This window comes from Sphingopyxis sp. JAI128, from assembly GCF_014207235.1.
Classification (GTDB): Bacteria; Pseudomonadota; Alphaproteobacteria; order Sphingomonadales; family Sphingomonadaceae; genus Sphingopyxis.
In genome coordinates this window covers 231067-251607 of sequence record NZ_JACHDA010000003.1, presented here as the reverse complement: position 1 = coordinate 251607, position 20541 = coordinate 231067, and the positions used below count along the sequence as shown (strand labels likewise).

Sequence of the window (20541 nt, the reverse complement as noted above, 5' to 3'; positions counted from 1 at the left end):
CGTTGCTGTCGAAAGCGACGGTGCGCCGTCTGTCGAGATGCCACTCCGCATCAGCTCTTCGCACCCTTCACATATTCGGCGACATTTTGCGCGAGCACGTCGAGCGGAACATTGCCGCCCTTGACCACGACATCGTCGAAATCGCGGAGGTCGTATTTCGCGCCCATCGCCTTTTGCGCTAGGCCGCGCTGGCGCACGATCTCGCTGTGTCCGACCTTGTAGCCGCACGCCTGCCCGGCCCAGCTGCAATAGCGGTCGACCTCGCTCGCGACTTCGAGCGGATTCGAGCCATTTTCCCGCACGAAAAACTCGACGCCCTGCTCGCGCGTCCAGCGTTTGGCATGGAGGCCGGTGTCGACGACGAGGCGGCACGCGCGGAACGCCAGCGACTGGAGATAGCCGAGCCGTCCGACCTCGAAATCGTCGTAGAGGCCAAGCTCGTCGGCAAGCTGCTCGGCATAGAGCGCCCACCCTTCGGAATAGGCGTTGAAAGCCAGCATCGTGCGGATCAGCGGCATCTGGTTGGCATATTCGCCCTGCCACACATGCCCGGGGATCGCTTCGTGCATCGTCAGGTCGGGAAGCGAATATTTGCTGTGCAGTTCGGTGGTGCGCAGGTTGATCCAGAATTTGCCCGGCACCGTGCCGTCGATCGACCCCGCACCGCCATAGGCCGCGGGCGCGCCAGGCTCCTCGGCGAGCGGCAGGCGCTTCACCTCGACATTGCCCTTGACCAGGGTGCGGAAGGCGCGCGGCAACTCAGCGCGGATTTTGCCGAGCCAGGTCTGGATATAGGCGTGGATTTCGGCGCGGCCGGCATCATTGTCGGGGAATTTGAAGCGCGGATCCTTGGCGAGTGCATTCATCCGGTCGCCGACCGAACCCTGCGTATAGCCCAGTTTCTTCAGGATCGGGTCCATCCGTCCGTGCAGTTCGGCCAGCTCGTCGCGGCCCATCTGGTGGACCTCTTCGGGCGTCATCCGTGTCGTTGTCGAGGCGCGGAGGCCCCACGCATACCATTCGTCGCCGCCGGGGCGTGCCCACATACCCGCGTCCATCGTCGCTCTGGGCAGCTGCGCCTTTAGTTCGGTAAGCTGGCGTTCGAGTGCTGCGGCTACCGGGCCCTGCACGATCTTCGCCGAACGCGCGTTCCAGTCGCCCGCGATCTTCGCCTCGCTGGTGCGGCGGACGAGGCTTTCGACCATCGATCCGCCGGCTTTGGCGTCGGCGATCGTCGCTTCCATCTGCTTGACCGCCTTGTCGATCAGGAAGGCGGGGGCAATCAAGCCTTGGCCGGCTGCCGCCTTCAACCGGTCGGTCTCGCCGTCGAGCACGCCGGGAAAGGCATTGAGGCGCGAGAGATAGGCTTCGGCATCGGCCGACGTCTTCACCGGATGATCGCTGTCGAGGAATTTGGGGACGTCGAGATAGGCGCCGACATTCTGGATCACGACATAGGGCGTGTTCCGCCAGCCCCCGACCGCAACATCGCCATAGGGCAGGGCAAAGCCGTCGAGCGCGACGCCATAGGCGCTTTCGATGACGGCAAGGCTGGTGCGCGTGCTGTGGTCGAGCCCGGCCTTGTCGAGCGCGCGCACGCGCGCGATGTCCGCCTTCAGCGTGTTGGCGACGGTCTTTTGTCCCGCCGCCGACCGGTCGCCGAGCTTGCCGCGTTCGGCGGCGCGCGCGCCGGTGTCGATGCCGAGCGAGGTGGCGCCCTCGGGCGACAGCGCGAGCAGGTTGTCAGCGATCGATGTGAGCAGGGTCTGCGCGCCCGTCTTGGCGGGCGATTGCAGCGCGACGGCGGGGCCCGCGATGGCAAGGCTGGCGGTGCCGGCGCCGAGCCCAGCGAGCGTCCGGCGGCGGTTGACGGGGGTGAAAAGCGGATTGAACATGCGGCGGCTCCCTGCGACTTGTTTCTGTTGAAACCTGTCTAGGGACGCGCGCGTCGCGGTCAACGAAAAGGGGCCGGGAAAGCCTGCGCACTCCCGGCCCCTCGTCGAAATTTATCGGCTTTTTGTCAGTCGGTAAGGTCGACTGGGACCTTGCCGCCGTTGGCGGCCAGCTCGCGCATCACGGCCTTGTGCAGCCAGATATTCATCTCGGCGCTGCCGTTGAGTTCGCCGGTATAGCCGAGTTCCTGCGCCAGCTCCTTGCGGTCGGCGAGGCTCGAATCGATGCCGAGCAGCTTCATCAGGTCGACGATCGACGTGCGCCAGTTGAGTTCCTGTCCGGCGTTCGCCGCCTCGGCTGTAAGGATCGCATCGACATCGACCGGAGCGGCGGTGGCGGACGCCATCGCCTGCTTCGCGGCGTCGAGCGCGCTGCCGACGGGGCTGGGGGCTACGGGCGCCGCGGGTTCCGCAGCGACCGCCTTCTTGCCGAAGATGGCGTCCTTTATCTTGCCGAAAATGCTCATTGTCTTGGCTCCCACTAGATGCGGCCCGGCCCGAGGGGCGAGTCGAACGGCCGCAGGCTAGGACTATGCATTTGAAAATGACAGCCAAATGAACGGCTCGCCCGCGGCCTGAACCTTGCTATACTTGCTTCGCGGGTACGGTTCGCACCGTGCCCGAGTGGGAGTATGACAGCATGAACCTGACCGACATATTGGCGCAAGCCGGCGGCATCGAATCGATGGCGAAGGAATTGGGCATTCCGCCTGCGATCGCGAAGCAGGGCGCCGACGCGCTGCTTCCCGCGATCCTCGGCGGGTTCAAGAAGCAGGCGCAATCGGGCGGCGGGATCGAGGGGCTCGGCGGTCTGATCGGCCAGCTCGGCGGTGGCGGGCTGCTCGATTCGGTGCTGGGGCCGCAGCCGACGCCGGTCGGACAGGGCAACGACGTGCTCGGGCAGATTTTCGGGTCGAAGGACGTCAGCCGGACGGTCGCCGGACAGGCGGCGACGCAGACCGGGATCGATTCGGGCATCCTCAAACAGATGCTGCCGTTCCTTGCGATGATGGTCGCGGGCTATCTGGCGAAGCAGGGCGGGCAGGGCAGCGCGAGCGGCGGGCTTTCGGGAGGTCTGGGCGGGATGCTCGGCAATGTGCTCGGCGGCGTGATGGGTGGCGGTGCGGCGCCTTCCGCTGGCGGTTTCGGCGGCGGATTGGGCGGCCTGGGCAAGATGCTCGACATGGACGGCGACGGCAATCCGCTCGACGACATCATGGGCATGGTGAACAAGATGCGGGGGTAAGCGACGTCCCCTCCCGCAAGCGGGAGGGGTGCGCTCACGCCGCCATCAGGCGCAATTCCTCGCGGAAATCCTCGTCCACCCCGATGCGGCTTCGCATCGGGGTGACACCAGCATCGGCATCGGCCTCGCCTTCCTCGAACAGCGCGCATGCCGCTTCGCCGCCGCGCGCCAGGCTGTAGCGCTGAGCGACCTTGCCGGTGGGTTTAAAGCCCAGCTTGCGCAGCACCGCGCCCGACGCCGGATTGTCGAGGAAATGGCCCGCCGACAGCCGGGGCAGGTTCATCGCGCGCGCGATGTGGAGCAACTGGCGCCCCGCCTCGGTCGCGAAACCGAGACCCCAATAGGGACGGGCGATCCAGTACCCCATTTCGAGATCACCTTCCGGGCTCGGCGAAATGCCGCAGCCGCCGACGAGGCGCGGTGCGCCGCCGGTACGGGCGAATATCAGGAAACGCGGCTGGTCGGGGTCGAGCGGCTTCGCCAGAAACTCTTGCGCCTGTTCTTCGCCGTAGGGCCAAGGTACGGTCGCGAGGTTGCGGACCACCGCCTCTTCGCCGATGGCATGGGCGAGCGCGGGAGCATCTTCCAGCCAGCCGGGCCGCAGCAACAGTCTTTCGGTACGCGCGAACATGTCTTCTAACTCCCAATGCCTGTCGCCTTGGCGCCAGATGGTGACGCTTTGACGACATTCGATATGGAGGGAGATGGATGGCCCCGTTTTCGCGCCCGTTCGCGGCAAGCGACGGATTTCGGGCAAGAAAAAAGGGAGTCCGGGGTGACCCGTCTCCCTCTTTTCGAACCTTGTTTCCGCTTGGGGCGGAAAGGACAGCTCCGGGTCATCCCTTGGATGGACGACCCTTTGGCGATCGTCCTTATTCGGCGGCTTCGGCCATCATGTCGACCGATACATATTTGCGGCCGAGCTTGCCGTCATGGAATCGGACGCGGCCGTCCGCGGTCGCGAACAGCGTGTGGTCCTTACCCATGCCAACATTGACACCCGGGTAAACCTTGGTGCCGCGCTGGCGCACGATAATGTTGCCGCCGATCACTTCCTGACCGCCGAACTTCTTCACGCCAAGGCGGCGGCCGGCTGAGTCGCGACCGTTGCGCGAAGAACCGCCTGCTTTCTTATGTGCCATGACTGATGCTCCTTAATTCGTTCGAGGGGCCGAGCCGCGTTGCCGCGCTCAGGCGTCCTTCTTGGGGGCTGCTTTCTTGGCAGCGGGCTTCTTTTCGATCGCTTCGGCCTTGGGTGCAGCGTCCTTCTTGGGAGCGGCGGCCTTCTTCGGCGCAGCTTCCTTCTTCGGAGCTTCCTGGGCGGGAGCAGCCTTGGCTTCGGCGGCGGGCGCGGTTTCGGCCTTCGGAGCGGCTTCCTTCTTCGGCGCGGCCTTCTTGGCGTCGCCGACGGCGAGGATGCGCAGCAGCGTCAGCGACTGGCGATGACCGTTGCGGCGACGATAATTGTGCCGACGGCGCTTCTTGAAGACGATGACCTTTTCGCCGCGCGTCTGGGCGATGATCTCGGCCGAAACGACGAGGCCTTCGGCGCTCTTCACTTCGCCGCCGTCGCCGGCCAGCAGGATGTCGCCGAGCGACACGGTATCGCCAGCTTCCCCGTCGATCTTCTCAACGGCGATCTTGTCTCCAGCGGCGACGCGATATTGCTTGCCGCCCGTGCGCACGATTGCGAACATGGTCTTCCATCCAATCAGAAACTAAAACACCCGCGCTGCCAGTCACCCGCCGAAGCAGGCGATTTTTCCGGCATGCGGGAAAGTCAGCGCCACTAGCGAGCCAGGGGCGTGCTGTCAACCGCATATTTCCGCGCTTTTTGCGGTTTTGTCGCGGGCGGAGCGATCGGACGGCGCCGTGCCCCGATTCGCGCTTGCTGCCCGGGCTTGCCGCCCATATCAGGAGCCATGATGAAGCGCGCCCTTTTTTTATTGCCCCTGTCGGCTGCCGCATCGCTGTCGCTCGCCGCCTGCGCGTCGGCGCAGAACGGCGTCGCGCCCTCGCTCGCAAAGCGCCCGGTCGAGGGGCGATTCGACGTGGCGCCGCCCGCGGTGGTCGTCGCGCCGCCGGGGCCGCTGCCCGCCGACCTGGCGGGGCGCCTCGCGCGGTGGGAGGCCGATGGCGCGGCGGGCCAGCAGGGCTTCGCCGCCGAACGCGATTCCACCGCGGCGCTCGTGTCCGCCGCGGCGGGCGCCCCCGTCGCCAGCGAACGCTGGGTTGTCGCGCAGCAGGCGATCTCGCGCCTGATCGCCACACGCGCGCCGCTCACCGGCGCGCTCGCGGATATCGACCGGCTCTATCTCGAACGCAGCGTCGACGAAGCGATCGACGGCCTGCCCGACATTTATGCGCTGCGCGACCGGCTTGCCGATCTTGTATCGACGCAGGACGCGGTGATCGAGGCTTTGAGCAGCCAGTTGCCGGGGCAATAGGGCGTCCCGCATTCGTTACCCCGACACCCCGACTTGATCCGGGGTCCATTCGCGGGCCGATGCGATCGACGCGGGATCCAGTCCGGCATGACAATCATGACAATGACGTGGGGATCGCCCTACTGATTCAGCCCGTGCTTCTTCAGTGCGTGGCGAATCTGGTCGTAGCTCAGGCCCAGCGCTTCGGCCGCGACTTTCTGGTTAAAGCGGCAGCGTGCCATCGTGTCGGACAATATCTGCCGTTCATAGGCATCGACCGCTGCGCGCAGGTCGCTCACCGGGCCCGAGAGCGGGGCGGTGGCGCCGGTCGCCGCCGACGCGCTCGCGGTCGTCGCGGGCGTCTCTGCCTTCGCTGCCGCCTCGCGCACCGCCGGCTGCCAGGGGCTCGCAAAGGGATCGAATGTCAGCGCGTCGACAGGCTTTTCGGGATCGGCCCAGCGATAGATGGCGCGCTCGATGACATTGCGCAGTTCGCGGACATTGCCGGGCCAGTCATGCCCTTCCATCGCCGCGAGCGCGCGCGGGCCGAAGCCCGGCCACTCCTCCCAACCGAGCACCGCTGCCATGCGCTGCCCGAAATAGGTCGCGAGCACTTCGATGTCGCCTTCGCGCGCACGCAGCGGGGGCAGGGTGATGACCTCGAACGACAGCCGGTCGAGCAGGTCGGCCCGGAACCGGTTTTCCTCGACCAGCGCGGGCAGATGCTCGTTGGTCGCTGCGACGATGCGCACATCGACGCGGATCGGGCGCGACGATCCGACGCGCGTAACCTCGCCATATTCGACCGCGCGGAGCAGCCGTTCCTGCGCACCCATCGACAGGGTCGCGAGTTCATCAAGGAAGAGCGTGCCGCCATCAGCCTCTTCGAAACGCCCGGCGCGGCTGCGCGTCGCGCCCGTGAAGGCGCCCGCCTCATGCCCGAAGAGTTCGCTCTCGATCAGCGTTTCGGGCATCGCGGCGCAGTTCATGATGACATAGGGGCGATCCCAGCGCGCCGACAGGCGGTGCAGGCGCTCGGCGATCAATTCCTTGCCCGTCCCGCGTTCGCCGATCACCAGCACCGGGCGGTCGAGCGCGGCGGCGAGGCTGGTGCGTTCGACCGCGTCCTGAAAGGTTGCCGACTGACCGATGAATTGCGTTTCGCGCTCCATTCCCAATCATTGGCAAAATTTCCCGTTGAGTGGCAAGCTAAATCGATATTGGGGGCCTTTTAAGCGTGAAATTTGGCGCTTTTCCGCCGCTTTGTGCAATTGGCACGCCTCCTGCAATGATTTCGATGAACCGGCGCAGATCGTGCCGGTGCAGCGAAAAGCAGAGGAGGGTTGTCCCATGAAGTCGATGTTTGCCCAAGCCGCCACCTTCGTGCTCAGCACGGCAGGCGCGTTGGCCATCCTCGTCGGCGTGATCGACCAGCCGCAAGCCGCCGCCAGCATCACCGGCACCCCTGCCGGCCCGCTGGTCGCCGCTGTCATGTCCCCGGCGGTCGGGCCCCTGGTCTGACCGGCACTGGTGCCGGGGCACTCTCCCCCCTTGCCCCGCCCCGGCACCAGCCTTTTTTCTGAGAACAGACACAGTCTCAAGATTTTCGACAGGAGTTTCAAAATGGGTATTTTCTCACGAACCCGCGACATCATCGCCGCCAACGTCACCGACCTGCTCGACCGGGCCGAAGATCCGGAAAAGATGATCCGCCAGATCATCTTCGAAATGAACGAAACGCTCGTCGAAGTCCGCGCTTCCGCCGCCCGCACGATCGCGGACCAGAAGGAAATGCGCCGCCACGTCGCCAAGCTCGAAAGCCTGCAGGACAGCTGGAAGGAAAAGGCCGAACTCGCGCTGTCGAAGGACCGCGAAGACCTTGCCACCGCCGCGCTTGTCGAAAAGCAGAAGGCGGGCGACATGGCCGAGAAGCTGAAGGCCGAGATCGCGGTCCTCGACGACGCGCTGACTGGTTACGAGGGCGACATCGCCAAGTTGCAAAAGAAGCTTTCGGAAGCGCGCGCGCGCCAGTCGAGCGTCGTCAACCGCCTCGAAAGCGCCGAGAACCGTTACAAGCTGCGCGAGATGACCAACGGCGACCGGGTCGAAGACGCCTTCTCGCGCTTCGAGATCCTCGAACGCCGCGTCGACGAAGCCGAAGGCCGCGCCGATGCGCTGAACCTCGGCTACAAAAAGTCGCTCGACGAAGAGATCGCCGAGTTGCAGGCCGCCGACAAGGTCGCCGACGAACTCGCCGCGCTGAAGGCCGCGCAGGGCAAGAAATAAGGAGCCGGACCGATGGAAGACATCATCATCGTCCCGATCGTCATCGGAACGCTCTTCCTCGGACTGCCCTGGCTGATTCTCCACTACATCACCAAGTGGAAACAGGCCAAGACGCTGACCGGAGAAGATGAACAGCTGCTCGACGAACTATATGATACGGCTCGCAGGCTCGAGAATCGTCTTCATACTGTCGAACGCATCATCAGCGCCGACCATCCCGACTTCCGCCCCGCGGTGCGTAGCGATGAAGACCTGGCGCAACTCGAAAATATGACCAGGAGGAACTGAGATGTCTGCCAGCCGCACGAAATTCTACCTCGACAAACAGAACGCCAAATGGAGCGGCGTGTGCGCCGGGATCGCGGACTATAGCGGTATCGACGTCCTCTGGGTCCGCGTCGGCGCGGTGCTACTGACGCTGATGGGCGGGTTCCCCTGGACGCTGATCGCATACTGGATGGTCGCCTGGATGGGCACGCCCAAACCCTTCGCGCTCTACGGCTCGAACGAAGAAGCGAAATTCTGGCAGGGCGTGCGATCGAACCCCAGCGCGTCGACCCGCGACATCCGCTCGCGTTTCCGCGACATCGATCGCCGGCTGGCCGACATCGAACAATATTATACCAGCCACAACCGCCGCCTCGCCGACGAGATCGACGCGCTTCGGTAAAGCGGAGCGCTGAGCGGAGCGCCCCGGCGGGCAAAGGCAACAGGGAGACAGAAAATGAATTTCGGTGGTACAGGTTTCGTCCTCGCCATTATCGCATTGTCGATCGGCGGCTGGATGTTCACCACCTGGATCCGTGCCAAGCACGGCTATCCGGTTGAAAATGAATGGGGCGGTACGGTTCATCGATCCGACCCCGACGCTGATCGAAAAATCGCGCTGCTCACCGACGACAATGCCAAGCTGGCGGATCAGGTCAGCCGGCTGGAGGAACGGATTTCGGTGCTCGAACGCATTGCGACCGAAAACCACGGACAGGCGGCGCAGCTCGCCGACCAGATCGACCGCCTGCGCTGAGAGGATTTGAGACGATGAATGCCGATCTTGCAAATGCCCTTGCTCCCGCTGCCACCATCATCGGCCTGTTCGGGGTCGGCGGCTGGGTTTTTACCACTTGGCTGCGCGTCAAACACGGCTATCCGCTCGAAAACAGCTGGGGCAAGGCGGTCTATCCGAAGACCAGCGACGAGGCGATGGAACGCGTCAAGCTGATCAGCCAGGAAAATGCCCAGCTGCGCGCCGAACTCGGTTCGGTGAAGGATCGCCTCGCGGTGGTCGAGCGCATCGTCACCGACGAGGGCCACCGGCTGAGCCACGAGATCGAGGCGCTGCGGCGCCCGGCGAACTGAGGAGAGCAACCATGGAAGCCATCGTCATCCTCCTGATCGTTGTCGGACTGCCCGTGACCCTCGGCATCGGCTACGCCGCTTATGAGCGCCATCTGAAGTTCAAGGAACGTCAGTTCAAAGCGATCACCAACGAAACTGCCGAAAAGGCCGCGCAATATGCGGCGCACACCGAACGGCTGGAGGCGCGCGTCCGCGTTCTCGAGCGCATCGTTACCGACAAGGGAATTGATGTCGCCGACGAGATCGAAAAGCTGCGCGACGCCCCGCTCAACTGACAAGAAAAAGAGAGACAGGAAAGGAACCTCCCCATGGGCCCGTTTGAAATGGTCATCGGCATCGTCCTCATCGTGACGATCGGCAGCATCGTCCGCGCCAAGCACGGAATCCGCCGCGACCACCACGGCAACGACTATGTCGCCGGAAACGACGCCGAGACCAAGGCGCTGCAGGCCGAGATCCGCGCGCTGAAGGAGCGCATCCAGGTGCTCGAACGCATCGCCACCGACAACAACCGCGCCGTCACGCTCGACCAGGAAATCGAGAGACTGCGCGACAGCAGCAAAATCTGAACGCCGGCAAAGGAGCAACGCTCATGGCTTTCATAACCCCCGATTTCACCACCGCCGCCGTCGCTCTGAGCGGGCTCAGCATCGTCAGTCTGGTCGCGCTGCGCGGCTGGCGCGACTGGATCCAGCTGAAGCGCGAGGAACTCGCTGCGGGGCACGCGCCGCTCGCGCAGGACCCGGCGGTACCGCACGCGGGTTCGCGGATCGAGATCGCCGACCTCAAGGAACGGCTGCGCAAACTGGAAGCGATCGCGGCGGGGGTCGACCTCTAAACGTCCCTCCGTCCGACGCGGCACCGGCCCGCTCCGCTGTCAGTTGCCTTCCGTCCGGCGGCTGACAGCGGAGCGGGCCGATGTCGTTTCAGGCCCTTCCAACTTGGCGGCATCTGTGCGAGGGGCCCGCCCATGCGCAGCCTCGACGACATTTTCGAAGAATATGATTTTCTCGACGGCGACGATCGTTATCGCCTGCTCATCGAGCTCGGGCGCGAGCTGGAGCCGATGCCCGAAGCGCTCAAGACCGACGCGACGCTCGTGCGCGGCTGTTCGGCGAGCGTCTGGGTCTATCCCGTGCCGCGCGAAGACGGGCAGCTCCATTTCCTCGCCGACAGCAATGCCGCGATCACCAAGGGCATCGTCGCGCTCGTCCTCGCCGCGGTGCAGGACAAACCGGCGAACGCGGTCGCGGCGATGGATGTCGCTGCCGCGCTCGCGCCCTTCGACCTCACGCGCCAGCTGTCGTCGAACCGCACGCAGGGCGTCCCCAACATGATCGCGCTCGTCCAGGACACAGCCCGCCGTATCGCCGCCGGCTGAGCGTCGTAGGCGGCTTCACCCGGTCGCCCTCGCATTTTGGGTAAGCTCATAAAAAAGGGCGCGGGAGTTTCCTCCCGCGCCCTGTTTCGTTCATTTGTCCTGCGATTAGAATTCGTACGACACGCCGATCTTCAGGCGCCACACCGACGACGACACGTTGATCTGGTTATCGTCGTTATAAGGATCGACGCCGTTGAAGCCGCTGATGATATACTGACCCGTCGCCGTATCGACACCGCCGGTTGCGATATCCTGCAGCCCCGCGAAGTTGCGGCGCTTCTGGACGTTCCAGTCGCTGTCGAGGAAGTTCAGGAAATTGTCCATCGTAGCATAGAGTTTGACCTTGTCGTTCCGACCGAACAGGCGGCCCGGCCCCGGCAGCTCCTGCGAGAAGCTGAGGTCGACGTCGAAATACCAGTCGTTCGAGCAGGTATTGCGCGGAATCGTGCGGCCAAGATATTTCTTGGCGCAGCCAAGGCCGCTGGTGAAGGCGACCAGGTCACGCACTGCGTCCATGTTCGACGAAGCCGAAAGATTGGGATCGTCGATGCCCGTGGGCAGATAGAGCAGCGCATTCTCGAAGCCCGAGGCGCTGTCGTTAAACACGCCGCCCCCGGTGAAGGTCAGGCTGTACGGACGGCCCGACCGCGCGACGAAGGTAACCGCAAGGCGCGTCGACAGCTCGTTGAAAAACTCCTCGCGGAAGGCGAGGCGCGTCGAGATATTGTGCTTGCTGCTGTAGAAACCGCGCGCGGCGCCCGGATTCTGGCGGTCGAACGCCGCGACGAGGTCGTAGTTCGAACCCGCCGTCGAGTTGTACATGCTCCGGCGGTCCTGCGCGTCGGTATAGGCATAGCCGATATTGAAATCGACATTGCCATTTTCGGTGAACAGCCCGCCGTCGAAGGTCTTCGACAGGATGATCGACGCGTTGTGGCTGCGATAGCCCGCGCTGTTGGTCAGCTGCAGTTCGTCGTCGCGGCTGGTGTTGAAGCAGACGGCGTTGACATTCTGCCAGACCGGCGCGGGGTTAAGCCCGACCAGTTCGGCCGTGCAGCCGGCGTTATTGGCATCGATCGCACGATAGATCGGACGACCATCGACGGTATATCCGTTGATCCCGAGCGCCGGGTTCACGGTCTGCGACAGGTCGACCAGCGTGAACGGGTTGCGATATTTGCTGTAGATATAGTCGAGGTTGAGGTTCCAGCCGCTGAAGAAGCCCGACGGGGCGAAATTCAGCTCCGAGGTGAAGCCGATGTTGGCGCGCAGAACCGACGGCATCTTGATGTTCGGGCTGATCGACTGCGTATCGCCGCGGCCCGCAGCCGCGTTGTTCGACGCCGACTGCTGGAAGCATCCCGGAACGCCATTAAACTGGCCCCCGGTGACGACGTCAATCTGCCCATTGGCATCCTTCAGCGGCGTGCACAGCGCGTCGTTGGTCGTTCCCGTCGCGAAGCCGCGGCCGTCGTTCTGGAAGGCGTTGCCGAACCAGACGAGCGGATCGCCGCCCGAGAAGATGCCGACGCCGGCGGTCAGTTTCGGCCGGCCGAACACGGCGAAATCGTCCATGTCATAGGTCAGCGCGAGGCGCGGCATGACGATCGGGTCGAGGTTGCTAAAGGCGGTGGTGTTCGAGAAGCCGTAACGCTGGAGGAACAATGGATTGGCGTTGGGCTGACCGCCCGAATACCAGTCCGCGCGTACGCCGACCACCGCCTTCAGGCGATCGGTGACTTCCCAGTCGTCCTGCGCGAAGATCGAATAGGTCGTGCGCTTGAACGCCGCCGCCGCGTCGCGGACATTGCCCGTCGCGGTGAAATTGCCCTCGGCGCCCACCGCGTCGCCGGCCGCGATCTGCGATGCGGTCGGGTTGGTCGTGCTACCGCCCGAGAGCAGCCCCTCGCGCAGATCGTCGATGTTCTCGAAATAGAGCGTGCCGGTGGCGTTCTGGACGAACAGGTTGAACAGGTCGGCCTGATTCATTTCGAAGCCGACCTTCAGCGAATGCGCGCCCTGCTCGAGCTTGGCAACGGCGCGATAAGCATTGACCGTCGTCCGCAAGTCGTTTGCGGCGCGCGAGAAGCCCGGTCCGGCAAGGATCTGGCCGAAGCTGCTGCCGTCGGCGCTTTCGACGCCGACGATGATGCGCGGGATCGGGTTGTCCGACTGCGCTTCGCCGCCGCCGATCGGATCCTGACGGTCGGTGATCTTCGAACGCGAATAGCGCAGTTCGGTCGAGAAATTATCGGTCCACTGCGAATAGAGACGTCCCGAATAATAATCCGACTTGGTGCCGCTGAGATAGAAGGTGTTGAGGCCCGTGACGCGCGGGTTGCTCGACGAGGTGCTGAAATCGTCGGGGCGGGTCGTCGCTTCTTCGAGCCGCTGATAGGTCAGCTCGAGACGGTGATCGTCGTTGATCTGCCAGTCGAGGCGGCCGAAATAACGGTCATTCTCGAACGGGCGGCTGCGGACCAGCGGACCGGTGTCGATGCCGTAGACGCTGCTCAGGATATCCGAGACTTCGTTGAAGGCCTCGACCGGCACGCCTTCCAGTTCGTTGGCATAGCCCGCGCCGGCCGGACCGTCGTCCTGCGACTGGCCGGCTTCCTGATGTTCATAGGCGCCGAAGAAGAAGAGACGGTCCTTGATGATCGGGCCGCTCAGCCACGCGCCCCAGCGCTTTTCGGTTTCGATCGGCGCGACCGGCTGGCCCTTGACCTTGTCGCCGCGCATGCCGTTGTCGCCATATTCGAAGAAGCCACCGAAATGATAGTCATTGGTGCCCGACTTGGTCACGACGTTGATCGCGCAGCCGGTGAACGAACCATAGTCGACGTCGAAGGGCGCGAACTGCACCTGCGTTTCGCGGACCGCGTCATAGGGAATCGGGGTCGAGCTGCGCGACGAGAAACCCGTGTCGTTCAGACCGTAAATATCGCCCTGGCTGATGCCGTCGACGGTGAAGGCGTTGCCGCGGTCGTTGCCCCCGAGGCACGAGATGCGGTCCTGGCCCGAACCGCCATCATCGCGGTCGAGGCTGACGCGCGGGTCGAGGCGGATGATGTCGCGGACGTCGCGGTTGAACGAGGGCGCGCTGGCGAGGACTTCGCTGGTGAAGCTGGTGCCGGGGCCGACTTCGAGCTGCGTCACGCGGACGCGGCTGCCGGTGACGACGATTTCGCCGCCGCCCGAAGTGAGCGCGAAGGTCAGGTCGGTGCTGCCCTGCAGCGTGGTGTAGATATCCTGGAGCGACTGGCCTTCATAGCTGTCGGCGTTGACGCTGACCGTGTAAGGGCCGCCGGTCGTAAGGCCGGTGGTCGAGAAGCGGCCATCGGCGCCCGTGGTGATCGTGCGCGCGGCGCCGGTGCGGGTGTCGGTGATGACGACCGTCGCGCCGCCGATCGCGGCGCCGCTGTCGTCGTTGACCTGGCCCTGGATGCCGGTCGTGATTTGCTGCGCCTGGGCGGGCGCCGCGACAACGGTCGCGACGCTGATAGCCATCAGGCTAGCCGCGATCGAATAACGAAGTTTCATGTCAGGATGTCCCCTATTGGTGCGTTCGGCAGGCACGCGAGCGGGGCGCGCCAAGACCTGCGAGCGCCCCTGAAGCCCGCATGTGGCACGATTGTGACAGCAATTGTGACAGTGCAAGCGGCGAGCCGTGCGCCGTTCAAAGAGGACTCGAAAAAGCCTGAATTTGCGTGACGCGCCCGATTTTATCCACAGGCGCGGTTTCGTTTTTCCGAGCTACTGTTGCTGCAATGCAACATAAAAGTCGCGCGCCGAATGCGCGCGACTCGGGTCAGGCGGCGTCGCCGGCCGCTTCCTTCGTTTTGTCGGCGTAGACGCGCACGGGATCCTTGCGGCCTTCGACGACATCCTTGTCGACGACGATCTCGACCACATCGGTGAGGTCGGGCAGGTCGAACATCGTGTCGAGCAGGATCGCCTCGACGATCGAGCGCAGCCCGCGCGCGCCGGTCTTGCGTTCGATCGCCTTCTTGGCGACCGCGACCAGCGCATCGTCGGTGAAGGTCAGCGACACGTCTTCGAGGTCGAACAGTTTCTTATATTGTTTCACGAGCGCGTTCTTGGGCTCGCCGAGGATCTTGACGAGCGCGTCGATGTCGAGATCCTCGAGCGTCGCGATGACCGGCAGGCGGCCGACAAATTCGGGAATCAGGCCGAATTTCAGCAGGTCTTCGGGCTCGATATTCTTGAGCACTTCGCCCTGGCGGCGCTCGTCGGGACCGGCGACATGCGCGCCGAAACCGATCGACTTGCCCTGCAGGCGGTCGCCGATGATCTTTTCGAGCCCGCTGAATGCGCCGCCCGCGATGAACAGGATGTTGGTCGTGTCGACCTGCAGGAATTCCTGCTGCGGATGCTTGCGCCCGCCCTGCGGCGGGACGCTCGCGGTCGTGCCTTCCATCAGCTTGAGCAAAGCCTGCTGCACGCCTTCGCCCGACACGTCGCGGGTGATCGACGGATTTTCGGCTTTGCGCGAGATTTTATCGATCTCGTCGATGTAGACGATGCCGCGCTGCGCCTTTTCGACATTATAGTCGCTGGCCTGGAGCAGCTTCAGGATGATATTTTCGACATCCTCGCCGACATAGCCCGCCTCGGTCAGCGTCGTCGCGTCGGCCATGGTGAAGGGCACGTCGAGGAATCGCGCGAGCGTCTGCGCGAGCAGCGTCTTGCCGCTGCCCGTCGGGCCGACGAGCAGGATATTCGACTTCGCCAGTTCGACATCTTCGCCGCGGCCGCTGTTCGCAAGGCGCTTGTAATGGTTGTGGACCGCCACCGACAGGACGCGCTTCGCCTTGTTCTGGCCGATCACATAGGAATCGAGATGCTGGCAGATTTCGAGCGGCGTCGGCACCGCGCCGTCCTTGCGCGCGGCGATCCCGCCCTTGATCTCTTCGCGGATGATGTCGTTGCACAGCTCGACGCATTCGTCGCAAATGAAAACGGTCGGGCCGGCAATCAGCTTGCGGACTTCGTGCTGCGACTTGCCGCAGAAGGAGCAGTAAAGGGTGCTCTTGCTGTCCGAGCCACTCAATTTCGTCATATAACTTCCTATGGAGAGCTCAAAAGGGGCTCTGCCGTCCTTATCCTAGCCCCCGGTCACCCAATTACAATATGGCAATTGGGTGACATGGGAGCAATGTTCCGCCTAGCGCCAACGGGCCAAGCGGATGTCAACAAACGCGGTTACCGGGGCTTGCGCTGGTGGGCGCGCCGGCTCGCTGCTCCATCAGGGCGTCGGGCCTTCGCTCACATCCTTGGGCGCCTCGTCGCCGGGCAGGCCGGGACGGCGGTCGTAGACATGGTCGACGATCCCGAATTCCTTCGCCTCATCGGCTTCGAGGAAAGTATCGCGGTCCATCGCCTTTTCGATCTCTTTTAGCGACTTGCCGGTATATTTGACGTACAGGTCGTTCATCCGTTTGCGGATGCGCAGGATTTCCTTCGCCTGGATCTCGATATCCGACGCCATGCCGCGCGCGCCGCCCGAGGGCTGGTGGACCATTACGCGCGCGTTGGTTAGCGCGACGCGCATGCCGGGCTCGCCCGCCGCGAGCAGGAAGCTGCCCATCGACGCGGCTTGACCGATGCAGACGGTGCCGACCCGGGGGCGGATATATTGCATCGTGTCATGGATCGCCATGCCCGCCGTAACGACACCCCCCGGCGAGTTGATGTACATATAGATGTCCTTCTTCGGATTTTCCGATTCGAGGAACAGCAGCTGGGCGACGATCAACGAGGCCATATTGTCCTCGACCTCGCCGGTGACGAAGACGATCCGTTCGCGCAGCAGGCGGGAGAAGATATCGAAGCTGCGTTCGCCGCGGCTTGTCTGTTCGACGACGACGGGAACAAGGGCAGCGAGCGGGTCGATCATTGGAAATTCGTCCTTCATTCTAGAGGCGCCCTGCCGAGAACCGGCGGGCTGGCCCCTTCGCCGTCTTACATCGTCGCCAAACGGACCTGTTTCAAGAGGGCAAAAAGAAGGGGCGGGAAAGCCCCGCCCCATTGTCTCGTATCGAAGCGATCAGTCGCCTTCGCCCGGTTCGGGCGAGAAATATTTGTCGAACTTGCCCTCGACACCTTTGAATTCGTCGGCGTCCGCAGGGGTTTCCTTCTTGACCGTGATGTTCGGCCATTCGGCGCTGAACTTGCTGTTCACCTCGAGCCATTTTTCGAGGCCGCTCTCGGTGTCGGGCAGGATCGCTTCGGCGGGGCATTCGGGTTCGCACACACCGCAGTCGATGCATTCGTTCGGGTTGATGACGAGCATATTCTCGCCCTCGTAGAAACAGTCGACGGGGCACACCTCGACGCAGTCCATATATTTGCACCGGACGCAGGCATCGGTGACGACATAGGTCATGGGTTCAGCTCCCTTTGTCGGCGGCACCCTTGCCGTCCGACATCTATCGGACCCGCCTCTATTCCGCGCGGACGCGGCACGTCAACGCAAAGCGACAGTTGCGAATCACTCTCAGTCGATACGCAAAAGCCGACGGTTTCGAGCGACAGTTTTTCCTCTCGCGCCGATAGTTCATCTGGGGGCGGCAGGCGCTTCCGCCTCAAGGCGGAGGTAACAGGCTTGCACCTCGGGTGCGGGGCCGCGGCGCTGCGGCAGCGAGAGCAGGCGGATCACCTCGATCCGCTCGCCGACGGGGAGTACCAGGGTCGATCCGGCATGCACCGCTGCGGATGAGCGCGTGACGCGCCGCCCGTCGAGCCGGATATGCCCTGCCTCGACCATTGCCTGCGCGATGCTGCGCGAGCGGGCAAAGCGCAGGAACCACAGCAGCTTGTCGAGCCGGATGCTTCCTGCGGCCCCCGGGCTTGCCATCAGTCCTCGCGGCCTTCAGCGAGCAGCGCCGCCAGCCCGGCAAAGGGGCTGTTCGGAGAGGGGCCGCGGCGCGCAGGACGCTTGTTACGCAGTGGCGGCGGGGCTGCGGGGGCGGGGCGCGGCGGCTTGCCGCGCTTGCCCTTCGCCTGGGGCGTGCCCTTGGCCGCGTGCCCAGGCGCGCGCTTCGTCTCGCGGTTCGCGGGCGCCTGCCTTGGCTGGTCCGCGCGCCGCGCCTGTCCTTTCCGGCGTTGGCGCTTTTCGGCCGCCTTGCGCAGCCCAGACCAGCGCCAGCGTTGCAGCGCGGGTTCGCCGATGGCCCGGAATCCGAAGCTGCCCAGCAGCGCGCGGCGCGTCTCTTCGTCGAGGCCGAGCGAGGTCGCGAGCGCCGGATCGATCACGAAACCGGGCGGCGGCGCGCCGTGCACCTCCTCGCCATGATCGTCATGATGATGGTCGTCGCCGCCCGCCACTGGCGAGGTCGGCGGCGCCGCGGCCTGCATCCGCGCCGCATGCGCCTGCCGCGCGAGCTTTTCGGCCATGTCGATGCGCAGCCAGCCACTGGCGCAGCGGCGAAAGCCGGCGACGGCCAAGCCTGCCTGGCTGCCGTTCTTTTGCAGCACCGCACCGTGCGGGGGTAGCGGGGGCACCGGCGCACCCTGCTGCGCCGCAATCAGCGCCGCGCGCCAGCGTACCGCCTCGGGCTTCAGCAGCAGCGGATGGAAGATGTCGAGCGACCCGATGGTGAAGCCAAGCTTGCGCAGCTGCGGCCGTTCCTCGGGTGTCAACGCCCCGAGCTGATCCTCGACCGCCGCGCGCGCGATCATGCCGCTGGTATCGGTCAGCGCCGCGAGCAGCGCGCGCACCCGCGGTGGGGTGAAAAGGTCGCTCGCTGCTTCTCCCATCGCCGCGAGCGGCGCGGCGTGGCGCGCCAACTGTTCGGCGACAAAACGTTGTAACCGCTCGGAAATTGCCTGTACCTGCGCGGGTTCGAGGCGGCGGAGCGAGGGATCGATCTGGATCGCCGGCTGCACCAGCGTCGGCCCGCGCGCGAGGGTGGCGACGACATGGCCGTGCCAGGCGAGCCGCGGCGCTGTTTCCGCTTCGGCGATCAGCGACAGCATCTTGTCGTCGCCTTCGGCCAGTGCAGTCGCGCGGCGCGCAAGTTCGGCGCGAAGATGCTTTTCGGCGGCGGCGAGGAGCAACCGGTGGTCGCTCGCCTTGGCGACGGGGTCGACCTTGAATTGAAAACCCTTGAGCGTACCGATCGCCTCGCCATCGACCGCAACGGTACCGTCGGCGCCGACCGCGACGGGCAGCGCGGCGTGGCGCTGTCCAGCATCGCGCAGCAGCAGCGCGAGGCGGCGGTCGACGAAGCGCTGGGCCAGCGCCGCATGCAGCGCGTCGGACAGGCGCGATTCGAGCAGCTGCGCCCGCTCGGTCCATCCCGCCGCATCGGCGATCCAGTCGCCGCGCTGCGCGATGAAGCAAAGCGTGCGCACCGCAGCGATACGGCTCGCAAGCTGGTCGATGTCGCCCTCGACATCGTCGAGCCGCGCAAGGCGTCGCGCGAACCAGTCGGGATCGATCATCCCGTTGCCGTTCGTGCGCCACTGCCACAGCTTGAACACGGTGCGGCTGTGATGCTCGGCGCCCAATTGTTCGAAATCGGGGAGGCCGCACACGTCCCACAGCCGCTGCACGGCGTCGAAATCGCCGCCGCGTGCGCGCACTTCCATGTCGCCCGTCAGATGCCGCAGCACCGCGATATCGACTGCCTCGGGCGCTGGGCGCAGCATCGGCTGGTCCGGCGGCTGGGCCAGGTCGGCGAGCAGCTGGTCGAGCGAGTCGAAGCGCGGGGTCGGGTTGCGCCAGAACAGGCTGGACAGCGGCGGGAAATGATGACCCTCGATCGCCGCGATTTCCTCGGGCGTGAAACCGCCCTGCGGCAGGCCGACGGTGCCGAAACTGCCGTCCTGCTGGTGTCGCCCGGCGCGGCCCGCGATCTGCGCCATTTCGGAAATTGTCAGGCGGCGGAGGCGCCGCCCGTCGAATTTCTGCAAGCTGGCGAAGGCGACATGCTGGACGTCGAGATTCAGCCCCATGCCGATCGCGTCGGTGGCGACCAGATAATCGACCTCGCCCGCCTCGAACATCGCGACCTGGGCATTGCGCGTCTTGGGGCTGAGCGCGCCCATCACAACAGCGGCGCCGCCCGAAAATCGGCGCAGCATCTCGGCGATCGCGTAAACCTCTTCGGCTGAAAAGGCGACGATCGCCGATCGTTTGGGCAGGCGCGACAGCTTCGACGATCCGGCATAGCTCAGTGTCGAAAAGCGCGGGCGGGTAATGATTTCGGCGCTGGGGACCAGCCCTTTGACCAGTCCCCTGATGCTCGCCGACCCGAGGATCATCGTCTCCTCGCGCCCGCGTGCGCGCAGCAGGCGATCGGTGAAGACATGGCCGCGTTCGGGGTCGGCGCCGAGCTGTGCCTCGTCGATCCCCACGAAAGCGACATCGCGCGTCACCGGCAGCGCTTCCATCGTGCCGAGCAGATAGCGCGCGTCGGGCGGCATGATCCGCTCTTCGCCGGTGACAAGCGCGACCTGCGCCGCACCCTTGATCGCGACGACGCGGTCATAGACCTCGCGCGCGAGCAGGCGCAGCGGAAAGCCGATCATGCCGCTGGACCGGGCGGTCAGGCGTTCGACCGCCAAATGGGTTTTGCCGGTGTTCGTGGGGCCAAGGACAGCCTTGACCGGCTGGGAAGAGGGTGGTGTCATTATCTTGCCCGCCAAGCTGGCATGAGCGCAGCCGCGGCGCAACAGCCGATCGTCGAACGAGAGGGGCGAGGCGGCTTTTTCGCTGGCGCTTGCATAATATCCCAACCCCGACACGATTCGCCGCAACGCCTTTCGACAAACCCGCCATTAAATTGACTTTAACGACCTTTCTTTACAGACAAACGCGTGAAAACATCATTCGGCGGCCGGGGTTACGGGAGGCTTGCCGGGCGG

At 64.7% G+C, this 20541-nt stretch carries 24 protein-coding genes; 12 read left to right on the top strand and 12 right to left on the bottom strand.

Going from position 1 to position 20541, the window contains the following annotated elements; translation table 11 throughout:
- Positions 1–50: 50 nt before the first annotated feature.
- Positions 51–1895: a DUF885 family protein gene (locus tag HDC35_RS08595; protein WP_184645702.1), complete on the bottom strand. Its 1845-nt coding sequence runs from the start codon at positions 1893–1895 to the stop codon at positions 51–53.
- A gap of 125 nt (positions 1896–2020) precedes the next feature.
- Positions 2021–2419 (bottom strand): DUF3597 domain-containing protein, encoded by a 399-nt coding sequence (locus tag HDC35_RS08590; RefSeq protein ID WP_184645700.1) that lies wholly within the window; start codon positions 2417–2419, stop codon positions 2021–2023.
- Between the two features lie 173 nt (positions 2420–2592).
- Here HDC35_RS08590 and HDC35_RS08585 point away from each other — a divergent pair, with 173 nt between their 5' ends.
- Positions 2593–3198, top strand: a complete 606-nt coding sequence (locus HDC35_RS08585; protein ID WP_184645698.1) for a DUF937 domain-containing protein — start codon at positions 2593–2595, stop codon at positions 3196–3198.
- 34 nt (positions 3199–3232) lie between these two features.
- Here HDC35_RS08585 and HDC35_RS08580 read toward each other — a convergent pair whose 3' ends face one another.
- From HDC35_RS08580 to rplU, 3 genes are all read right to left on the bottom strand, one after another.
- Positions 3233–3829 (bottom strand): GNAT family N-acetyltransferase, encoded by a 597-nt coding sequence (locus tag HDC35_RS08580; RefSeq protein WP_184645696.1) that lies wholly within the window; start codon positions 3827–3829, stop codon positions 3233–3235.
- A gap of 241 nt (positions 3830–4070) precedes the next feature.
- On the bottom strand, positions 4071–4340 hold the full coding sequence (gene rpmA / locus HDC35_RS08575) for a 50S ribosomal protein L27 (RefSeq protein WP_058804062.1): 270 nt from the start codon (positions 4338–4340) through the stop codon (positions 4071–4073).
- 48 nt (positions 4341–4388) lie between these two features.
- A complete protein-coding gene (gene rplU, locus HDC35_RS08570; protein ID WP_184645694.1) occupies positions 4389–4895 on the bottom strand; it encodes a 50S ribosomal protein L21 in 507 nt (168 codons plus the stop codon).
- 225 nt (positions 4896–5120) lie between these two features.
- Here rplU and HDC35_RS08565 point away from each other — a divergent pair, with 225 nt between their 5' ends.
- Positions 5121–5645 (top strand): hypothetical protein, encoded by a 525-nt coding sequence (locus tag HDC35_RS08565; RefSeq protein WP_260397628.1) that lies wholly within the window; start codon positions 5121–5123, stop codon positions 5643–5645.
- Positions 5646–5764: 119 nt separating this feature from the next.
- On the opposite strand, the gene pspF is transcribed toward HDC35_RS08565, so the two are convergent.
- A complete protein-coding gene (gene pspF, locus HDC35_RS08560) occupies positions 5765–6796 on the bottom strand; it encodes a phage shock protein operon transcriptional activator (RefSeq protein WP_184645692.1) in 1032 nt (343 codons plus the stop codon).
- Positions 6797–6974: 178 nt separating this feature from the next.
- On the opposite strand from pspF, the gene HDC35_RS08555 reads away from it, so the two are divergent.
- The 10 genes from HDC35_RS08555 (at position 6975) to HDC35_RS08510 (ending at position 10647) form a co-directional block, all read left to right on the top strand.
- Entirely contained in the window at positions 6975–7145 is a 171-nt protein-coding gene (locus HDC35_RS08555) for a hypothetical protein (protein ID WP_160328042.1), read from the top strand.
- Positions 7146–7247: 102 nt separating this feature from the next.
- Positions 7248–7910 carry a phage shock protein PspA gene (pspA, locus tag HDC35_RS08550; RefSeq protein ID WP_184645690.1) on the top strand — a complete coding sequence of 221 codons (663 nt, stop codon included), beginning with the start codon at positions 7248–7250 and terminating at the stop codon, positions 7908–7910.
- A 12-nt stretch (positions 7911–7922) separates the two neighbouring features.
- Complete coding sequence (pspB, locus tag HDC35_RS08545) at positions 7923–8198, top strand: envelope stress response membrane protein PspB (protein ID WP_184645688.1); 276 nt, start codon at positions 7923–7925, stop codon at positions 8196–8198.
- 1 nt (position 8199) lies between these two features.
- Positions 8200–8580, top strand: coding sequence for an envelope stress response membrane protein PspC (gene pspC, locus HDC35_RS08540; protein ID WP_058804067.1), 381 nt, complete (start codon positions 8200–8202; stop codon positions 8578–8580).
- A gap of 54 nt (positions 8581–8634) precedes the next feature.
- Complete coding sequence (locus HDC35_RS08535) at positions 8635–8934, top strand: hypothetical protein (protein WP_184645686.1); 300 nt, start codon at positions 8635–8637, stop codon at positions 8932–8934.
- 14 nt (positions 8935–8948) lie between these two features.
- On the top strand, positions 8949–9266 hold the full coding sequence (locus HDC35_RS08530; RefSeq protein WP_184645684.1) for a hypothetical protein: 318 nt from the start codon (positions 8949–8951) through the stop codon (positions 9264–9266).
- 11 nt (positions 9267–9277) lie between these two features.
- Positions 9278–9541 (top strand): hypothetical protein, encoded by a 264-nt coding sequence (locus HDC35_RS08525; protein WP_037554916.1) that lies wholly within the window; start codon positions 9278–9280, stop codon positions 9539–9541.
- Between the two features lie 33 nt (positions 9542–9574).
- The gene (locus tag HDC35_RS08520; protein ID WP_184645682.1) at positions 9575–9835 is read left to right on the top strand and encodes a hypothetical protein; all 261 of its coding nucleotides are present in this window, start codon (positions 9575–9577) and stop codon (positions 9833–9835) included.
- 23 nt (positions 9836–9858) lie between these two features.
- On the top strand, positions 9859–10104 hold the full coding sequence (locus HDC35_RS08515; RefSeq protein ID WP_184645680.1) for a hypothetical protein: 246 nt from the start codon (positions 9859–9861) through the stop codon (positions 10102–10104).
- Positions 10105–10236: 132 nt separating this feature from the next.
- The gene (locus HDC35_RS08510) at positions 10237–10647 is read left to right on the top strand and encodes a SufE family protein (RefSeq protein WP_184645678.1); all 411 of its coding nucleotides are present in this window, start codon (positions 10237–10239) and stop codon (positions 10645–10647) included.
- Between the two features lie 105 nt (positions 10648–10752).
- Here HDC35_RS08510 and HDC35_RS08505 read toward each other — a convergent pair whose 3' ends face one another.
- The 6 genes from HDC35_RS08505 to HDC35_RS08480 form a co-directional block, all read right to left on the bottom strand.
- Positions 10753–14190: a TonB-dependent receptor gene (locus tag HDC35_RS08505; RefSeq protein WP_184645676.1), complete on the bottom strand. Its 3438-nt coding sequence runs from the start codon at positions 14188–14190 to the stop codon at positions 10753–10755.
- 268 nt (positions 14191–14458) lie between these two features.
- Positions 14459–15730, bottom strand: coding sequence for an ATP-dependent Clp protease ATP-binding subunit ClpX (gene clpX, locus HDC35_RS08500; protein ID WP_184645674.1), 1272 nt, complete (start codon positions 15728–15730; stop codon positions 14459–14461).
- Positions 15731–15916: 186 nt separating this feature from the next.
- The gene (clpP, locus tag HDC35_RS08495) at positions 15917–16567 is read right to left on the bottom strand and encodes an ATP-dependent Clp endopeptidase proteolytic subunit ClpP (protein WP_058804112.1); all 651 of its coding nucleotides are present in this window, start codon (positions 16565–16567) and stop codon (positions 15917–15919) included.
- Between the two features lie 150 nt (positions 16568–16717).
- Positions 16718–17056, bottom strand: a complete 339-nt coding sequence (fdxA, locus tag HDC35_RS08490) for a ferredoxin FdxA (protein WP_184645672.1) — start codon at positions 17054–17056, stop codon at positions 16718–16720.
- Positions 17057–17227: 171 nt separating this feature from the next.
- The gene (locus HDC35_RS08485; protein WP_184645670.1) at positions 17228–17527 is read right to left on the bottom strand and encodes an RNA-binding S4 domain-containing protein; all 300 of its coding nucleotides are present in this window, start codon (positions 17525–17527) and stop codon (positions 17228–17230) included.
- On the bottom strand, positions 17527–20307 hold the full coding sequence (locus tag HDC35_RS08480; protein ID WP_184645669.1) for a helicase-related protein: 2781 nt from the start codon (positions 20305–20307) through the stop codon (positions 17527–17529). The genes HDC35_RS08485 and HDC35_RS08480 overlap by 1 nt, the downstream gene beginning before the upstream one ends.
- Positions 20308–20541: the final 234 nt, after the last annotated feature.